The 16,809-nt window shown below is 46.6% G+C and carries 16 protein-coding genes; 8 read left to right on the top strand and 8 right to left on the bottom strand.

All coding sequences use genetic code 11. The annotated features are described in order from the left end of the window. Positions 1-49 precede the first annotated feature (49 nt). Complete coding sequence (locus tag CSH92_RS11750) at positions 50-508, top strand: hypothetical protein (RefSeq protein WP_100657822.1); 459 nt, start codon at positions 50-52, stop codon at positions 506-508. 44 nt (positions 509-552) lie between these two features. Here CSH92_RS11750 and CSH92_RS11745 read toward each other — a convergent pair whose 3' ends face one another. Together CSH92_RS11745 and CSH92_RS11740 are read right to left on the bottom strand one after the other, a co-directional pair. Beyond that, a complete protein-coding gene (locus tag CSH92_RS11745; RefSeq protein ID WP_164084725.1) occupies positions 553-1,833 on the bottom strand; it encodes an ABC transporter substrate-binding protein in 1,281 nt (426 codons plus the stop codon). Positions 1,834-1,958: 125 nt separating this feature from the next. Continuing rightward, complete coding sequence (locus CSH92_RS11740) at positions 1,959-2,504, bottom strand: lipocalin family protein (protein WP_100657820.1); 546 nt, start codon at positions 2,502-2,504, stop codon at positions 1,959-1,961. A gap of 92 nt (positions 2,505-2,596) precedes the next feature. Here CSH92_RS11740 and CSH92_RS11735 point away from each other — a divergent pair, with 92 nt between their 5' ends. The 4 genes from CSH92_RS11735 to CSH92_RS11720 all read left to right on the top strand — a co-directional run bounded on the left by CSH92_RS11735 (position 2,597) and on the right by CSH92_RS11720 (position 6,724). Continuing rightward, positions 2,597-3,574 carry an aldo/keto reductase gene (locus CSH92_RS11735; RefSeq protein WP_205662170.1) on the top strand — a complete coding sequence of 326 codons (978 nt, stop codon included), beginning with the start codon at positions 2,597-2,599 and terminating at the stop codon, positions 3,572-3,574. A gap of 15 nt (positions 3,575-3,589) precedes the next feature. After that, a complete protein-coding gene (locus tag CSH92_RS11730) occupies positions 3,590-5,707 on the top strand; it encodes an alpha-amylase family glycosyl hydrolase (protein WP_100657819.1) in 2,118 nt (705 codons plus the stop codon). An 8-nt stretch (positions 5,708-5,715) separates the two neighbouring features. After that, on the top strand, positions 5,716-6,123 hold the full coding sequence (gloA2, locus tag CSH92_RS11725) for an SMU1112c/YaeR family gloxylase I-like metalloprotein (RefSeq protein ID WP_100657879.1): 408 nt from the start codon (positions 5,716-5,718) through the stop codon (positions 6,121-6,123). Positions 6,124-6,523: 400 nt separating this feature from the next. Next, entirely contained in the window at positions 6,524-6,724 is a 201-nt protein-coding gene (locus CSH92_RS11720) for a hypothetical protein (RefSeq protein ID WP_124916952.1), read from the top strand. On the opposite strand, the gene CSH92_RS11715 is transcribed toward CSH92_RS11720, so the two are convergent. After that, on the bottom strand, positions 6,717-7,916 hold the full coding sequence (locus tag CSH92_RS11715) for a tetratricopeptide repeat protein (RefSeq protein WP_100657817.1): 1,200 nt from the start codon (positions 7,914-7,916) through the stop codon (positions 6,717-6,719). The genes CSH92_RS11720 and CSH92_RS11715 overlap by 8 nt on opposite strands. Positions 7,917-7,990: 74 nt before the next feature. Then, positions 7,991-8,677: a GTP cyclohydrolase I FolE gene (gene folE, locus CSH92_RS11710; protein WP_100657816.1), complete on the bottom strand. Its 687-nt coding sequence runs from the start codon at positions 8,675-8,677 to the stop codon at positions 7,991-7,993. Between the two features lie 155 nt (positions 8,678-8,832). Between folE and folM the strand changes: the two genes are divergently transcribed. The 3 genes from folM to CSH92_RS11695 are packed head-to-tail and all read left to right on the top strand — an operon-like array spanning position 8,833 to position 11,541. Continuing rightward, positions 8,833-9,540 carry a dihydromonapterin reductase gene (gene folM / locus CSH92_RS11705; RefSeq protein ID WP_100657815.1) on the top strand — a complete coding sequence of 236 codons (708 nt, stop codon included), beginning with the start codon at positions 8,833-8,835 and terminating at the stop codon, positions 9,538-9,540. A gap of 47 nt (positions 9,541-9,587) precedes the next feature. Next, complete coding sequence (locus tag CSH92_RS11700; RefSeq protein ID WP_100657814.1) at positions 9,588-10,640, top strand: agmatine deiminase family protein; 1,053 nt, start codon at positions 9,588-9,590, stop codon at positions 10,638-10,640. Further along, positions 10,630-11,541 (top strand): carbon-nitrogen hydrolase, encoded by a 912-nt coding sequence (locus CSH92_RS11695; RefSeq protein ID WP_100657813.1) that lies wholly within the window; start codon positions 10,630-10,632, stop codon positions 11,539-11,541. Before CSH92_RS11700 ends, CSH92_RS11695 begins: the two co-directional genes overlap by 11 nt. Before the next feature lie 22 nt (positions 11,542-11,563). Here the strand turns inward: CSH92_RS11695 and CSH92_RS11690 are convergent, their stop codons facing one another. The 4 genes from CSH92_RS11690 to CSH92_RS11675 all read right to left on the bottom strand — a co-directional run bounded on the left by CSH92_RS11690 (position 11,564) and on the right by CSH92_RS11675 (position 16,713). After that, positions 11,564-12,712, bottom strand: a complete 1,149-nt coding sequence (locus CSH92_RS11690) for a pyridoxal phosphate-dependent aminotransferase (RefSeq protein WP_100657812.1) — start codon at positions 12,710-12,712, stop codon at positions 11,564-11,566. Between the two features lie 73 nt (positions 12,713-12,785). After that, positions 12,786-13,490, bottom strand: a complete 705-nt coding sequence (pdeM, locus tag CSH92_RS11685) for a ligase-associated DNA damage response endonuclease PdeM (RefSeq protein WP_100657811.1) — start codon at positions 13,488-13,490, stop codon at positions 12,786-12,788. Further along, positions 13,490-15,961 (bottom strand): ligase-associated DNA damage response DEXH box helicase, encoded by a 2,472-nt coding sequence (locus tag CSH92_RS11680; protein WP_100657810.1) that lies wholly within the window; start codon positions 15,959-15,961, stop codon positions 13,490-13,492. Before CSH92_RS11680 ends, pdeM begins: the two co-directional genes overlap by 1 nt. A 269-nt stretch (positions 15,962-16,230) precedes the next feature. Continuing rightward, complete coding sequence (locus CSH92_RS11675; protein ID WP_100657809.1) at positions 16,231-16,713, bottom strand: GNAT family N-acetyltransferase; 483 nt, start codon at positions 16,711-16,713, stop codon at positions 16,231-16,233. Positions 16,714-16,809 lie beyond the last annotated feature (96 nt).

The raw sequence follows: 16,809 nt of genomic DNA, 5'->3' as shown, positions 1-16,809 counted from the left end.
CCCTTCAAACTGGTCTCAAGTACCGTTTGATGCAAAAAGGACTCTATAGATGAACAAACAACCACTTAAGATTAAAAACCTAGCTGTTGCCTTTGGTTTGTATATTCTTATCTCTGCAACCTTAGCTATCTTGCTAACTCTGTATTGGCAGACAGGTATCCCGCTCGATCAATACACAACATCTGAACTGCAGACGCTGGCGGCAAACTCTGGATTAATTACCATCGGTACCGCCATGATTGGCAGCCTTACTGCGCTTGGCTGTGCCTATGCAATTACAGTTAAAACCGGCGCATACGGATACAAGCACGCCTGTTACTTTGCTATTGGACTTACCCTTTATGGCGCACTTAGCATTGTGCTAAATCCCGAACATCACCTACTGCAGCAAGTAGCAAAACTCATTATGCCACTGCCAGTGTGTTTATTCGGTGCGTGGTTGGCTATAGCGAAACATAAGGTCAATGGCGGGCGCGGTCAGCCCATAACGGATACCGCGACATCCTAACGGAAGATAGCCACGCTGGCAGACTGTTGCCAGCGTAATTCTGACTAAGAGGAAGGTTTAAGCAAATACATCTGCCGGGCACTTTCGAGTTTAGTTAGTACCATCTCAACCGTGATTTCTCCACTCATAAATGTCACAAAAGTCTCTCCTGCAATACGAGTAAATTCAGGGTCTGTTTCCCGGTCAAAGTATTGCACGAGCCCATCAGCGTTATGCAATAATTCTGCGCCCACCTGTAGTAAGTAGTTGTTGTTAGGTTGATAATCACTGCGCGGAGAAATCACATCAACGTATTCAGAGAAAAAGGTTTGCGTTTCGTGCAGCGACAAGAACACTAAAAACTCCTTTACGAATGGCTTGTCTTTTGCGTGCGAAGCCATAACGACCGTATCCATCGGTGCTATTTCATAGTTTGGCATGTCAACTCTCATGCGCGGGAAGGGGAAAAAACCAATATCGCTTAATAGGCTCTCTGGCGCATCTGCCAAAAAGAAATTCCCTTGTAACATCAAAGCGGTTTTACCACGGTAAAAGAAAGGCAAAGACTGTTGCCAACTCAGTCCTTTATGAACTGGATCGAACGCTCCTGCTTGGATCAGTTGTTGCCAGTGCTCAAAAACATTTGCGACCTCTGGAGTATTGAAGCTTCGCGAACCCGCCATTAGCTCTAAATAATATTCTCGCCCCAAAAGGCGTAGTGACAGATAATCAAACCAAGCAAGTGTTGTCCATGGGTTTGCTCCACTAAAATTAAGAGGGCTATCAACCACTGTAGCTAGCTGCTTAATTGTCGCTAGGAATTGTTCCCAATTCTCAGGTTCCGATAAGCCCCAACGCTGAAAAAATGACTTGCGGTAATAAAAGCCCCATTGATAGTAAGCCAGTGGAATTGCAAACGGTTGACCCTCAATGCTAACCATTTGTTTAGTGGAATATGGAAATACATTATCGAGATCGTGTTTAAACCAAACCTCATCTATGGCAGCAATATGCCCACTGCGGATCAATGATTCGAGCTGAGTACCAGCAAAAGCTAACATCACATCAATATCTTGCGTGTTACCTTGGTTAAAATCTGCTACTCGCTGTTTATGAGATTCCATCATTTGCGAATTAATATGCACATCGACTTGTGGGTATTGGCGTTCGAAGCGACTGACCAAAATATGATAGAACTCGAGCTGTGCGACCGAAGACGGGTTCGGGGCAAAGTTGATTGAGTAGCGCTGATTGACAGCGTCGGCAAATATGGACGGCGTTACAAACAGAGAGACACTGATAATAAGCAGTGTTTTAACGAGATTTATTTCAGTTTTATGGCGCACACCATCCTCCACTACACGAAAAAGGAAAGCCTCCATACTATTGGGACTACTCTTCGAGAGAACAGTTGTCACTGAGCAAAGAATAGCCCCATTTAAACAACAATGCTATCGCTATGCTAGGTCAATTATTGTTGTACCCAAATCAGCCTACTGGTGTCATACCCCTGCTGTTCCGCATACGTAATCAATTGATTGGTCATTTCGGCAGAGAGACTTGGCGCTCTTGCGAGGATCCACAAATAATCTCGGTTTGGGCCTGTGACCAAAGAATATTGATAGCCATCTTTATCCAAAGCCATGATCACATAGCTGGCATAAAACGGACCGAAAAATGACACTTTCAGATGTCCTACCGTCGGTGAATCAACAAAATAAGCGCGCCCCTTCGCTTCTTCCCATGTTTTGCTGGCACCATCAAATCCGCGATTAGTCACATCAATTCCGCCATCTTCGCGACGAGTGTACTGGGCGGTAACCTTGCTCAAGCCACGTTCAAAGGAATGGTCAAAACGAGCGATTTCATACCACTGGCCGAGATAGCGCTCAACGTCAAAGTCATTTACTGGCTTAACACCACTGGGTATAGCGGTGCATCCGCTAAGCAGAGCAAGAGCAAGCGCAAACAATACGGAAGCTAAACCAGCATGGTAAGTATTCTGCGTTGAATTCATCAATTTATCCCCGCTTTATTGTGTAACTCTGTCACAATAGGCTACAAACGTATTCATACGCATTTACGCGATAAATTGATTAAGCTAACACGATGAAAGCACATACATCTTTACCCATACAGACTTCTTTTCCGCGTGCGAGCCAACTGATCTACGGCTGCATGGGGCTGGGCGGCGGTTGGAATACCGACCCGGTTTCGACAAATGACATTAAGCATACCCAAGCAGTCATTGAAGCTGCCCTAGAGGAAGGGATAACGGTTTTTGACCACGCCGATATCTATACCTTTGGTAAAGCCGAAATAGCCTTCGGCGAGTGTCTGAAGCGGGCACCTGAACTGCGTGATCAGATGGTCATTCAGAGTAAATGTGGGATCCGCTTTGCTGATGAAAAGGGCCCAAAACGTTACGACTTTTCTGCCACCTGGATAGAGCAATCTGTAGACGGTATTTTACGCCGATTAAATATCGAGCAGCTCGACGTTCTTTTACTTCATCGCCCCGACCCTTTGATGGATGTCGTTGAAACGACTGAGATCCTGCGCAAGCTCATTTCAATAGGCAAAATAAAGCAAATCGGTGTGTCCAATATGCAAAGTGCGCAAATCAGTTTTATGCAAAAGTATCTGGATTTACCCATTGTCGCGAATCAAATCGAAATGAGCCTATTACAGTGCGATTGGTTAGAGGAAAGTTTAACCACCGGAAGTACAAGTGCCAGAGACAACAGCTTCGACAGCCATCTTTTAACCTATTGCACCGAGAACAACCTACAGATGCAAGCATGGGGGAGTTTGGCCCAAGGTAAACTGAGTTCAGAAGAACGAGCACAAAACACTAGTCAGCGAGCGGCAGCAGCAAAGATAAAAGCCCTTGGAGAGAAATACGAATGCTCACCTGAAGCCATTGTGTTGGCTTGGTTGATGCGTTTACCGAATGCAATCCAGCCGATTATAGGGACAACCAATCTAGCGCGCATTCGCGCATGTGCTGAGGCCGTTAATATTCGTCTTAGTCGCGAAGATTGGTATGCGTTATATCAAGAATCACGTGGTCAGGAAGTTCCGTAAGCTTAGGAAAATCAAATGAAAAATATAAGACTATCCGTTCTACTTTTATCGATTTCAGCGCTATTGGCAGGTTGTGAGAAAGCTCCTGACACGTCAGCAAACACATCCTCCAAAGACTCACCCCGTAGCGCCGAACCAGCGTTAGCTGCTCAACCAGTAGTGTACGAATCTCCAGTTCGTGATGTACGGGACGATGTTTTCTATTTTGTCTTGCCCGATAGATTCAATAATGCCAACCCAGACAATGATAATGGTTCGAAGACGCAACCGATATCAGCTGGCGGACTTGATGTCACTTCCAAGTGGGCGTTTCATGGTGGTGACATGCAAGGCATTGAAGCAAAGCTCGATTATTTACAGAATCTCGGCGTTACCGCGATTTGGATGACACCAATTTTACGCAACCAAGCCATTCAGAATACCGGATTCGCTCATCATGGATATTGGATCCTCGACTTTACACAAATTGACCCACACTTTGGCAGTAATGATGATCTTAAGAGCTTGATCAGTGCAGCTCATGCTCGCGGCATGAAAATCTTTTTTGATATTATTACCAACCATACTGCTGACGTGATCCGTTTTACTGAATGCCACAATGCAGATGGCAGCTTTAAAGAAGGACTGTCGGGTTGTGAATATAAAAGCACTGAGCAGTTAGCCGCGGGGGATACATACACGACGTTCATCCCTGCAGGACTTGAGAATGCCAAAACTCCTGCTTGGTTAAACGATCCTAAGTATTATCACAACCAAGGGGATAGCTTTTGGCAAGGCGAAAGTGCATTGAATGGCGATTTTGTCGGCTTAGATGACTTACGCACCTCAGACCCGTTTGTCGTGCAAGGTATGATCGATATCTACAAGAATATTATCAGTGAATTTAAACCTGATGGTTTTCGCATCGACACGGTAAAACATGTGGATTTATCGTTTTGGGAAGCGTTTTCTCCCGCGATCATGGCGCATGCCAAAGCACAAGGCATCGAACACTTTTACATTTTTGGTGAAGTTTACGATGGCAACCCAGCTGTACTTAGCCGCTACACGACCCTCGGAAACATGCCTTCCGTGTTAGATTTTGGTATTCAGTACGCGACTGCGGATTTCTTTTTCAAAGATCAGCCTCTGGATAGCCTCGCCAGACTGATTCAGAATGACGACTACTATAATGACGCCGACAGTGATGCAACCCAACTGATGAATTTTCTGGGTAACCACGATATGGGGCGGGTTGGAATGTTCATTCAGCAGGCTCAACCTGATGCACCCGAAGCGGAGCAGCTGCAACGCAATCAATTAGCCCATGCGTTTATGTACTTATCCCGCGGCGTGCCCGTGATTTACTACGGTGATGAACAAGGCTTCACCGGAGACGCTGGAGATGTGGATGCACGCGAAAATATGTTTGCTTCACAAGTTGCAAGCTACAATGACAACGATCTGATAGGCACTGACGCCACCACCGCCGACGAAAATTTTGACCAAAGCCACCCGCTGTATATTGGTTTAAGTCATTTAGCCAAATTACGCTTACAACACGATACGCTGCGCTATGGTTATCAGCAATTACGTGAGGTTGAAGTAGCCGGTGACTTTGATCCGAAACGTATTCTCGCATTTTCTCGGGTTCACCCAGATACCCTAGAAGAGTATGTTGCCGTGTTTAATCCAAATTCCGAAACCGTAAACGTGAGTGTGCATGCTTACTCTCACTACAATGCAGTCGTTCCTGCTTACGACAAACAGCAAGCCGACAACCGACTAACGCTTACAATTTCACCCTTTTCGTATGCCCTCTACCGCGGTACCCAGAGCTTGCCTTCCGCAATCCCGACAGCGTTAGAACTAGTTAGCCAACGCGTAGACAATGAGCGGGTTAAGTTTGAATATGCAGTAACTCTGGAGCAGGAAACTGAGTTGGCCGGCATTAAAGTAACGACCTATGGAATTGATAAAGAGGGCAATACCATCGAATTGGCGACAGACTATACTGCGACTTTTTCAGCCATTATTCCCCCACCGCGTTTGCAGAATATAACCGCCATAGAAGTCGTTGCAGAGTCAACAGATGGCCAAGAAGTTCGCCGGCAATTTACCCTCAATCCAGATATTTTGGCAGTTACCCAATAATGCCTAACATGATTTCGGGTATTCATCACGTAGCGATTATTTGCAGTGACTATGCGCGCTCGAAAGCCTTTTATTGCAATGTCGTCGGTTGCAAAGTACTGGCTGAGAATTATCGCGCTGAACGCAATTCCTACAAGTTAGATCTGGCCCTACCCGGTGGTGGCCAGATTGAATTATTTTCCTTCCCTAATCCGCCCCCACGCCCCTCATCTCCGGAAGCACAGGGGCTCAGGCATCTCGCATTTGCCACTGAGAATATCCAAAGTGCTATTGAAAACCTACTTGAACATGGCGTCGCTGTTGAAGAAGTGAGAGTCGATCCCTATACCAATCAAAAGTTTACTTTTTTCCGTGATCCCGATGATTTGCCATTAGAACTGTACGAAGTAGCTGCATCTGACGACTGCCAGAAATAAGGCTGAAGGTAGTCATTTGGCCATACCAAGTACTGCCTTTTCGCAGTGCGTTCAATCCCGTCCATACTCATTAGTAATTAAGCCACGTCAAAACAAATTCCCCCCCATTTATGAACTCTATCGATGTGATTTATGTTATTGACTCAAGCGTAAGCTGGTTCTTGGGTTTCGAGCTACGAATTTTCTGACTCCGCGTTAGAGATGGAAATCTAGCGAATTTACGTTTGTGGTTTGTTTCTTGGTTCTTGGTTCTTGGTTCTTGGATTTCGTGGTTTACGGTTTGAGTTGATTTGCCACAATAAATATAAAAAAAACAAATCCAAAACCACCCAAGCTGACTATAATTTAACCAGCAGGGATACTGCGCACTATTTTCAAGGAAACGATTATGGGCAGCGATATGAAAAAAGCAGAATTTATTTGTCCGGACTGCGGCTCAATTAACAAAATTGATACCGCAATATGTAGAGAAAAATATCACGAATATCAGGTGTGTTGTCAGCGCTGTAACCATTTGCTCGAGATCGTCGTTGCAGATGGGCTGGGTGAACAACTCAATGTCATCGCCAGCAGTTTAGACGATGACAGCGCAACTAATTAATCGCTTCATCATCAACGATAGCTAACACTGCTCGCTTCTGTTCATAAAGCTTTTCCGTCTCTGGTTGCTGAGCGAGTTCAGCTGCTTTGCGCAGCGATTCGTCCGCAGCGTCTTGTTGGCCGGTAAGGTAGTAGCTTTTTGCCAAAGAGAAGTAGGCTTCATGTAAGTAAGGTGCTCGTTCCAGCGTCTTGGTCAACATTGAACGTGCAATATGGTGCTTACCTTGATGAATTCTTTCGTTGGCTAAATCAAGCCAACGATACGGATTTGAGTCATCACTTTTCGACAATGCAGCATTGAGTTGTTCCGCCTCTTCAACAAATCCCATAGCACGTGCTAATACAGCATAATTGGCTAATAAATTAAGCGATTCTGAGCCGTGACTCACGGCATATCGATATAGCTTTAGGGCTTTTTGTGAATACCCCATCTTGTTCAGAACCACTGCCATCGCGTTCAATGATTCGGCATCACTGGGGGCGATTTGCAAAGCATTAGTCAATAACTCGTAAGCTAAAGTTAACTGACCATTTATGATCGCATCACTCGCTAAGTTTCGGTAATACATAGCAAAAAATGTGTCCGTAGCAATCATGTTGCCCCGAATATTGCCGCGCTCCGGATAGTAATCGATGATAATTTTGCCGCGAATTACCGTCGTTTTAAGTTCTTCGGGGGATAACTCTTCAAACAAGTGAGTACGCACATGGGTCGATAGCGTCATCACATTATCGAAGCGACGATAGACTGGGGCAGCGTTCACTTCTTGATAAGCAACTTCAAGTCCAGCCAGATCTGCTAACGCGGTGGTTAAAATGGCCAACGAAAGGCAGTTGCCACTTTGAGTCGCAAATGCCGTTTGGGCATCGTAGGTATCGCCTAAATATGTGAATCCTACATATAAATTGTCAATGTAATTATACAAGCGCTTGTGTTTGGCGATATCAGCTCGACTGGGGTCGGTATAATAATTGAGAAAATGAGCTTGCTGCTCGGTAGTCAAGGCAAAAAGCACTGAGGTATCAGGCAGATTTTTCGCCCCTCGAAGCGTTTCAACCGTGACCAGCTGACGCAGCTCTTTAGGCATACCGCTGTGCACGTGTGGGTTAACGTCTATTACAACAGGGGAAGGATCAGTCAGCTTACACCCAGCACTCGCCAGTGCTAAAAATACCAACCAAAAAAAGCGCATATCCCTTTGACCTCAATCCATGAAAACGTGGAAAGAGTAGCGCGTCTCACTCTTAGGAACAAGACGCGTTAAAATTAAGCTTGGAAAAATTCACGTCGCAATTCGCTGCTGGTCAGAAACTGACCACCCAATGCAGATGTGCGTGTAAAGGAATTGTTATCGCGGATGCCGCGCGCTTTCACGCAATAATGGGTGGCATTAATAGTGACCGCGACATCTTCTGTGCCGGTCAGGGCTTGCAAAGCCACCATTACTTGCTGAGTAAGGCGCTCCTGTACCTGTGGTCGCTGGGCAAAAAAACCAACCAAGCGGTTAATTTTTGAGAGCCCGATAACCGTCTCTTTGGGAATATAGGCCACGGTTGCAGTACCATCAATGGTAACAAAGTGGTGCTCGCAGGTGCTGGTCACACTCACATCTGACACTTGTACTGGCTGCGAAATGCTCATTTTATTTTCGATTTGGGTAATCTTCGGGAACTTGCTGTAGTCCAAGCCGGCAAAAATTTCATTTACGTACATTTTTGCGATGCGAGCAGGTGTATCAGCAAGACTATCATCAGACAAATCTAACCCAAGCGTCTCCATAACCGTGAGCATAGCGGCTTGTATTCTGTCGCGTTTCTGCTCATCAGACAGACGATTAGCCACCATCGGCGTTTCCAATCCTTGGGCTTCTAAAGCTTCTCTTACTAGCTTAGCTTCAGGCGATATTCTTGGCTCCAATGCATCACGCACGACCACAGCTTCATTCGATCTCATAGCGTCTTCCAGTTTCCTCTTGAGTCAGTTATACGCAACAACTTAATAAATGGGATTAATTGACCCGAAAAAAAACCAATGTCACCCTATCACGCGTACTGACCAACATGTTTATACCAACTTGCCTCAGGCAAATTCGCATAAGGACCCGTTGATTGAAATCACCTATCTTGATTACCGGTGGCACCCAACGCCTCGGTTTGGCCGTTGCCAAATACTTAATCGCACAGGGTTTCTCTGTGATTATAACATACCGGCGCAGAAAACCATCAGTAGATGAACTCAGCCGTTTAGGCGCACACCTTATCGCTGCAGACTTCGCCACAAATGAAGGTATTGCTAATGCCATCGAGGCGGTGAAAGCGCACACTTCAACTTTACGCGCCGTCATTCACAATGCGTCGGACTGGGACAAAGAAGAGGCTGATTCGGATTTTGCCGATTTAATGCAAAAGATGATGCAAGTACATGCATCAGCTCCCTATCAAATGAATCTGGCATTTGCCGATTTGTTAAACGCCTATGATGGTGTCAGCGATATTATTCACATGACAGATTATGTGCAGACCAAAGGTAGCCAAAAACACATTGCTTATTCAGCCAGCAAGGCTGCGTTACATAATTTAACCTTATCCTTTGCAGCCAAACTGGCTCCACAAGTAAAAGTGAATAGCATTGCACCTGCGTTAGTCATGTTTAATGACAACGACTCAGAGGAGTATCGCACTAAGGCACTGCAAAAGTCTGTACTGCAAATTTGCCCTGGTCCACAGGAGGTGGTGAAAGCAGTCGCCTATCTGCTAGAGAGTGAATTTATAACTGGCCAAACTTTACACCTCGATGGTGGGCGTCATTTAAAATAAAGTGCGTTATAATTGGCGTTTCCATTGTTTAATGTTAAAGAGGTTTTGTGACTGCGACCTTAATCCCCGAATGGGAACCGTGTGAAGCGGTGATCCTAGCTTGGCCGAATGAAAATACGGATTGGGCACCTTGGCTACCCGTCGTAACGAATACCTATAAGCAACTCATTGCAGCCATTAATGCGGCGGGTGCAGGTGTGATATTGCTCTGCAGAAACCAAGACATCGCGTCTTTATCAACTCAGCTAGCAAATGCGCGAGTACTGTTAATTGCTGCAGAGTACAATGACACCTGGGTAAGAGACTATGCGTTCTTAACACTTTCTGACACGCAAGGTCAGCGCTTACCAGTGGAGTTTGAATTCAATGGTTGGGGTAATAAGTTTTCTGCACAACGCGATAATGTGGTGAATCGAAAGTTCCTCGCGGAACTTTGTCAGCATGCATTGGCGACAGTGGATGTAGTGTGTGAAGGCGGTGCGCTGGAAATCGATCAAGACGGTCATCTTCTCTCCACTGCTCTGTGCTTGTCTAACCCTGAGCGAAATGGTGAGATGCCGCTACAACAATATGAAATGTTGTTTGCTGATGCCCTTGGAGCAAAAAGAACAACCATTCTTGAACATGGCCATTTAGAAGGCGACGATACTGATGGCCATATAGACACGCTGGTAAGGTTTACACCAGACAATGGTATCGTCATTCAAAGTGCATATAATCGCCCTGAGGATAGTCATTTTGCGGGCCTTAGTGAGCTAGTAAAAGAAGTTAGAATGCACTTTCCCGCGCATGAAATTTTTGAATTACCGCTGCCGGAAATCATCAATACCGAGGGTGAGCGCCTCCCAGCATCTTACGCTAATTTTCTAATTTGTAATTCGCATGTACTCTGTCCAGTGTATGATCAAGTGGAAGATGAAATGGCGTTGGAGGTTATGCGCAAAGCCTATCCTGACCATCAAATCGTTGCAGTGAATTGCCATGCATTGGTGCAACAATTTGGCAGCTTACATTGCATCACCATGCAAGTGCCGCGCAATACCTTCAAGCCTGCCGTTATTCAGCAATTAAACAAAGGAGTCTCATCCTATGTCAGCTAAGCCAAAAAGTCTGACCGTCGGACTTGTACAACAAGCCGTTGAGAACAATGACAAATCGATTAATTGGGCAAAAAGCGCTGCGCGAGTCCGCGAGTTAGCGGCTAGCGGCTGTGAATTGGTTTTACTTCAGGAGCTCCACAGCACGCTGTATTTTTGTCAGAACGAAGATGTCAATGCTTTCGATTTGGCCGAGCCTATTCCAGGCCCAGCAACGGAGTTTTTTGGCGCTTTAGCAGACGAACTAAATATCGTTTTGGTCACTTCACTGTTCGAGAAACGTGCCTCGGGTTTATATCACAATACCGCTGTAGTGTTTGACCGGAGCTCAGATATTGCTGGTATGTACCGTAAAATGCACATTCCAGACGATCCTGGCTTTTACGAGAAGTTTTATTTTACCCCCGGTGATATGGGCTTCCAGCCGATTGAGACATCCGTTGGTAAGCTCGGCGTGCTCGTATGTTGGGATCAGTGGTACCCAGAAGCTGCACGGCTGATGAGCATGGCTGGAGCCGACCTTTTGTTTTATCCAACGGCAATCGGTTGGGATCTGACCGACGACAAAGCTGAACAACAGCGTCAACACGACGCTTGGCATACCATCCAACGAGCTCACGCGGTGGCTAATTCAGTGCCGGTTGTTGTTGCCAATCGAACTGGATTTGAACCTGCCCCAGGCGCAGCCCCTGATGATCAGAACGATGGAATTTTCTTCTGGGGGCAAAGTTTTATTGCTGGACCACAAGGCGAAATACTCGCCCAAGCGAGCAGTGATAAAGAAGAAACGTTGATGGTTGACATAGACATGACTCGCACTGAAGCTGTGAAGCGCATATGGCCGTATTTCCGTGACCGCAGAATCGATGCTTATGACGATCTAACTAAACGCTGGCGCTCATAAACCTTGTTTAGGGATGGTGCGATTAGACCCATCCCTGTTCTCTAAATTTAAGCAACAATTGGCTAAATTCGCGCATATCATCTGGCGTTCCAAGAGAAAGTCGATTCCAACCATCTTCCGCGGTCATTCTGCGACCGACCTTGACACTATTATCACGCATCCGTTGCGAATAGGTTTGCAGATCGCTATTTATCCGGTGCAAAACAAAATTAGTGTGACTGGGAATGTAACTGAGGTTAAGTTGATCAAGGGTACCAAGCAAGATCTGCTTAGCTTCGGCATTGGCTTTCAAGCTAGTTAGAAAGAAATCTTGGTCATCTAAAGAAGCCGACGCAGCAGCAATACCTGCAATATTTAAGTTAAAATCGGCGCCGAGGGCATTCAATTGTGCAGCCGTTTTTGGTGCAGCAACACCATACCCCATGCGCAACCCAGCCATACCAAATACTTTTGAAAAGGTACGCGCAATGACCAGGTTCTCTCGCCCTTCGAGCACCAACGGCAACATACTTTGATAACCTGGGCTTTGCAGTGCATATTCCAAATAAGCTTCATCCAACAAAAAAATGTGCTGGGCAGGCGCGCGTCTGATCCACGCTGCCAATGCAGCACTATCGACTATCGTGCCGGTAGGGTTATTGGGATTACATAAATTTACTAATACCGCACCCTTGTATTGATTTGCTTGCGCTTCTATAGCGGCAATATCGGTCACAAAATCCGCGGAAACTGGCACTTTAACCACTTGCATCCCTTGCGCTTTCGCGTAACGCGCGAGAGCGCCGAACGTTGGTGTAGGTTCAACTAAAACAGCGTCTTGCATGGCTGCTAGACGACTAACAGCTTGCAAGACTTCGGTTGAGCCATTGCCAAATATAATCTGGGATCCCGCTACCTTATGCTTAACGGCTAGCTTTTCGCGCAGTTCATCGAGTGGTTGATCAGCATAGCGATTACCCAGCACACCTGTAGCGTCTATTGCTGCCTGTAACGCAGCAGGAGACATCCCTAATGAGTTCTCATTGTAATGCAATTGCAGCAATTTGCTTGATTGACGCAGTGTGACGGCAGAGGTAGCACCTAGTTCAGATGTGATGGGTACGGTTGCTGCTAACCCTGAAGCAATTAGCGCTTTTGCGGACAAGCGGAGAAAATCGCGTTTGCTGAGCATAAAGAAGGTTCCGTGCTAGAAGTCTCTGGATTAAGATGACACAGCCTTAGCGGCTAAGCAATCGAGACAACGATTATTTAATCGCGTAAATACAATCCTGATGGAGCAAAAAATACTGGCGCTGTCGCTTCGGCAATACGTGCTCAAAGGCCTTATCGGCAACATCTAAGCCTCCGGTATAGGCGCCAAACGCTGGCATGATCAGAAGCTGCTTGCCGGCAGCAAAACACCGCCCTGACATAGTTTGGCGAGCGACACGCTTACGCAGCTTGGGATGGAAATGGCCGACTACCTGAAATACCTCTGCCGCACCATTATGGGGCTCATGGGTAAACACCACTCCTTCACTCTGCAACTCACTGTGTCGTTCACCGGGTAATTCTAATGGCAGTTCAGGATCGTGGTTACCTTCAATCCACACCCAACGCTCACAATCTTGCACAAGGCTAAATAGCTGCGCTCTCTCGGCACTTCCCAAGCGGCGCCAAGCGCCGAGATCGTGAAAACTATCGCCTAAACAGACCACCATTGCTGGCTTAAACTGATTAATATCAGCGCTAAGTTTAAGCAGTGTGGCATGAGTATCGTAGTGGGGTAATGGAGCCCCTTGCTGGGCCAAAAAGCTGGCTTTTTCAAAGTGTAAGTCTGAGACCACGAGTAATCGCTTCGCTGGCCAGTAAATTGTTCCCGTGGCATTTAACAGGAATAAATGTTCTTGAATTCGAAATGGGAGTGATTTCTTAGCGCTAATTAAATATTTTAACGTTGCTTCATCCATTACTCGCTTTCCGCCGCTCCAGTCAATAGTTGGCGTACGTCTTCCAACATACTTTCTGCTTCTTGATACAAACTTGCTTGCTCAAGTAGCGCAGCCTGGCCTGCGCCTTTAACCTGCTCACTGCGCACGTCAAGCACAATAGGAATGGCTAAAGGCGACACTTTTTCCAGTACTTTAAAATCGGTCTTACCCACATAGCGGATAAGTAAGTCAGTCAAACGTGATAAGTCGAGAAGTTCGCGCTCAGCATCCTCACGCGTGACCAGCAGAAGAATATGGTCAGGATCGTACTCGCGCAAGGTGTCATAAATAAGATCGGTCGAAAACGTCACCTGCCGCATCGATTTGCGTTGACTAAAATACTGCTGTTCAATCAATCCGCTAACCATTGCCACTCGGCGAAACGAGCGCTTTAGCATTGGCGACTCAAGCATCCAATCTGCAAGCTCATCGCCCAATATATCAGGATTAAACAAATGCGGGATATGCTGCGCCGTCACTGGTTTGATTGAGCAGATAGATAAACCATAATCGGTGATACTAAAGCTGAGTGGTTGTAAGTCGAGCTTCTCCATTCGCCGTGTAAGCAACATGCCAAGCGTCTGATGTGCTTTGCGACCATCAAACGTATAAAACAACGTGTATTGTGCTTGTCGATAGGGGAATTGCTCGATCAGAATGCGTTCACTGGCAGGAATAGCCGAATATAAGGCTTGCAAAGACAACCAGTCCTGCACGTCTACTGGCAATCGATTCCATGCAGATGGCGTTGCCAATAACTCGCGCACCCCATCCGCAAGGAAGGTGGATAATGGCATTTGCCCACCCACATAGCTCGGAATTTTAGGATCCATGGCTTTACTGGGCCAAGCTTCGAGAAACATATCTCTGATCCCTTCAAACTTTAAAACCTCGCCAGCAAAATAAAAGGTATCCCCCTTAACCAACTGTTGGGCAAAGTACTCTTCAACTTCACCGATGACCTTACCTTGATGTGATCGACGCAAGCGCTTAACTTTCAAACGCCCGGCTTCAACAATAGTGCCGATGTTTTGTCGATGGCGTTGGATCACGCGTTTCGAGGCTGGTTGAAAGGTACCATCATCACTTGCCTCTAGTCGTCGATAGCGATCGTAGGCACGCAGCGCATAGCCACCATCACAGGTAAATTGCCATAACGCATCAAAGGTAGCGCGATCCAAATCTGCGTAAGTCGGCGCCTGCAGGACCCGTTGAAATATGTCATCCGGTTTAGCTGCTCTACTGCACAACGTATTGACTATAAATTGTGGGATTACGTCTAGAGAGCCTCGAATAAAGGGCTCACCGTCAAGTTGCCCCTTCTCTATCGCTCTAATCGCGGTGTCACATTCCAGCACTTCAAAACGATTAGCTGGAACTAGTAGCGCCTCAGACGGTTCATTGAGGCGATGGTTGCTACGACCAATGCGCTGCAGTAAACGACTCACGCCTTTGGGCGCACCTACTTGGATAACCCGCTGTACATTGCCCCAATCCACACCGAGCTCTAGTGCAGAGGTAGTGACTACCGCACGGATACTACCCGCGGCGACCAAAGCTTCGGTTTTCCGCCGCTGCTCTTTGCTTAACGACCCATGATAGATAGCGATCGCTAAGCCTGCTGAATTGACTTCCCAAAGGAACTGAAACAATAGTTCAGCTTGCGCTCGTGTGTTAACGAACACCAGCGTTGTCTCTACCGCTTGAATACTGGCATAGATCTCTGTAACAGCATACTTCGCCATAAACCCACCAAAAGGGATTTTTTCTGCACAGCGCATGATGCTAACCCTAGGCTTGGTGACATCCTCAACTTGGTGCACAACCACAGGATTACCACTGCTACCCAACCATTTGGCCAATGCTGCAGGCCGCGCCACTGTCGCCGACAATCCAAACGTCGTCGCCTGCGGCGCATGACCGCGCAACTCTGCGAGTGCTAATGCTGTAAAGTCGCCGCGTTTACCATTGGCGAATGAATGCACTTCATCGACTACGATGGCTTTAAGTTGCCCAAATAACTTGTTTGCGTCGGTGTAGGACAGCATCAACATAAGTGACTCTGGGGTAGTCAACAGAACGTTGGGCGGTTTTCTGCGCTGCCGCTGCCGCTTATGTGCTGGTGTGTCCCCGGTGCGGGTTTCAACGGTAATAGGCAACTCCATGTCTAGCACAGGTTGTAGTACGTTGCGCTCAATATCGTGAGTGAGGGCCTTCAAGGGAGAAATATAAAGTGTATGAAGCCCCGGATACTCTCCCTGACTAAGTTCAATTAATGAGGGTAGCAACCCGCTTAAGGTTTTTCCTGCACCGGTTGGGGCGATGAGCAAACTAGACTGTTGATTCGCATACGCAGACAGCATCCATTGTTGATACTCACGCAGACTCCAACCGCGTTGTTCAAACCAACGCTGAAAAGCTAGAGGTAACATTTGGGATGAGTTCGTCATGCGAATATAACGCAACTGACCTTCGACCCGATCACTTTCAGAGCAAATTTCATCAGCTTAATTAACGCGATAAAGAGCTGACCTCAATGGCGTTAGATTAGGCCGAAGGTTGAAGTAAAAAATTAAGCAAAGGTTGTGGGTGTTTGGTCGCAATGAACTGCGCGAAAGCATCATCTAATATCTTAGAATGCTCTGAGCCAGGGCCGTGGACGGCCAGCCAAGCCCAGTTGCCAGTTCAACGCTAGATTGTGCTAACGCTACTACGTTGATTACAAAGGATACTCCCAAAAAACCGCGGCTCCGGAAGTATCATCCAATGTATAACCACGAAAACCATACTTCTGGTAGGCTGCTTTGGCGCGCACGTTGCCTTCTAACACCTCCAGTGTGACTTTGCAGCAACCACGCTCCTTCGCTTCCTTAACTATTGCGTCTAACAAGCGTTGACCAACATGCTGGCCACGACACTGTGGGGCTACATAGCAATCATGGATATTAACTAGCGGCTTGGCTTTGAACGTAGAAAAGCCGGTAAAGCAGTTGGCTAATGCAACCGCCTCTTCACCATTAAATCCTATAATGGAAAATGCGCCTGGCTGCTGGGCTAATTTAGCAATCAAGGTAGCTTTAACTTCGTCGATCAATGGCGCTGCACCGCCCATGGGATCTTGCGCATAAGCGTCCAACAAGCTAAGCACAGCGGATGCATCTGCGGGATTATGATAATCCGCCAATCGAAATTGCACGTTCATAGTTTTTCTCTACACGACTAAAGTTCGCCAGAGCGTATCCCAAATCATCAGAAACATCCATTTCAGCAAAGTCTACGTAAAAAGAGACCATGCTAA

The sequence above is a fragment of the Neoalteromonas flava genome, from assembly GCF_002807685.1.
Classification (GTDB): domain Bacteria; phylum Pseudomonadota; class Gammaproteobacteria; order Enterobacterales; family Alteromonadaceae; genus Alteromonas_E; species Alteromonas_E flava.
Note: the sequence above shows the minus strand (reverse complement) of the source record. Positions and strands in the feature narration are given on the sequence as shown.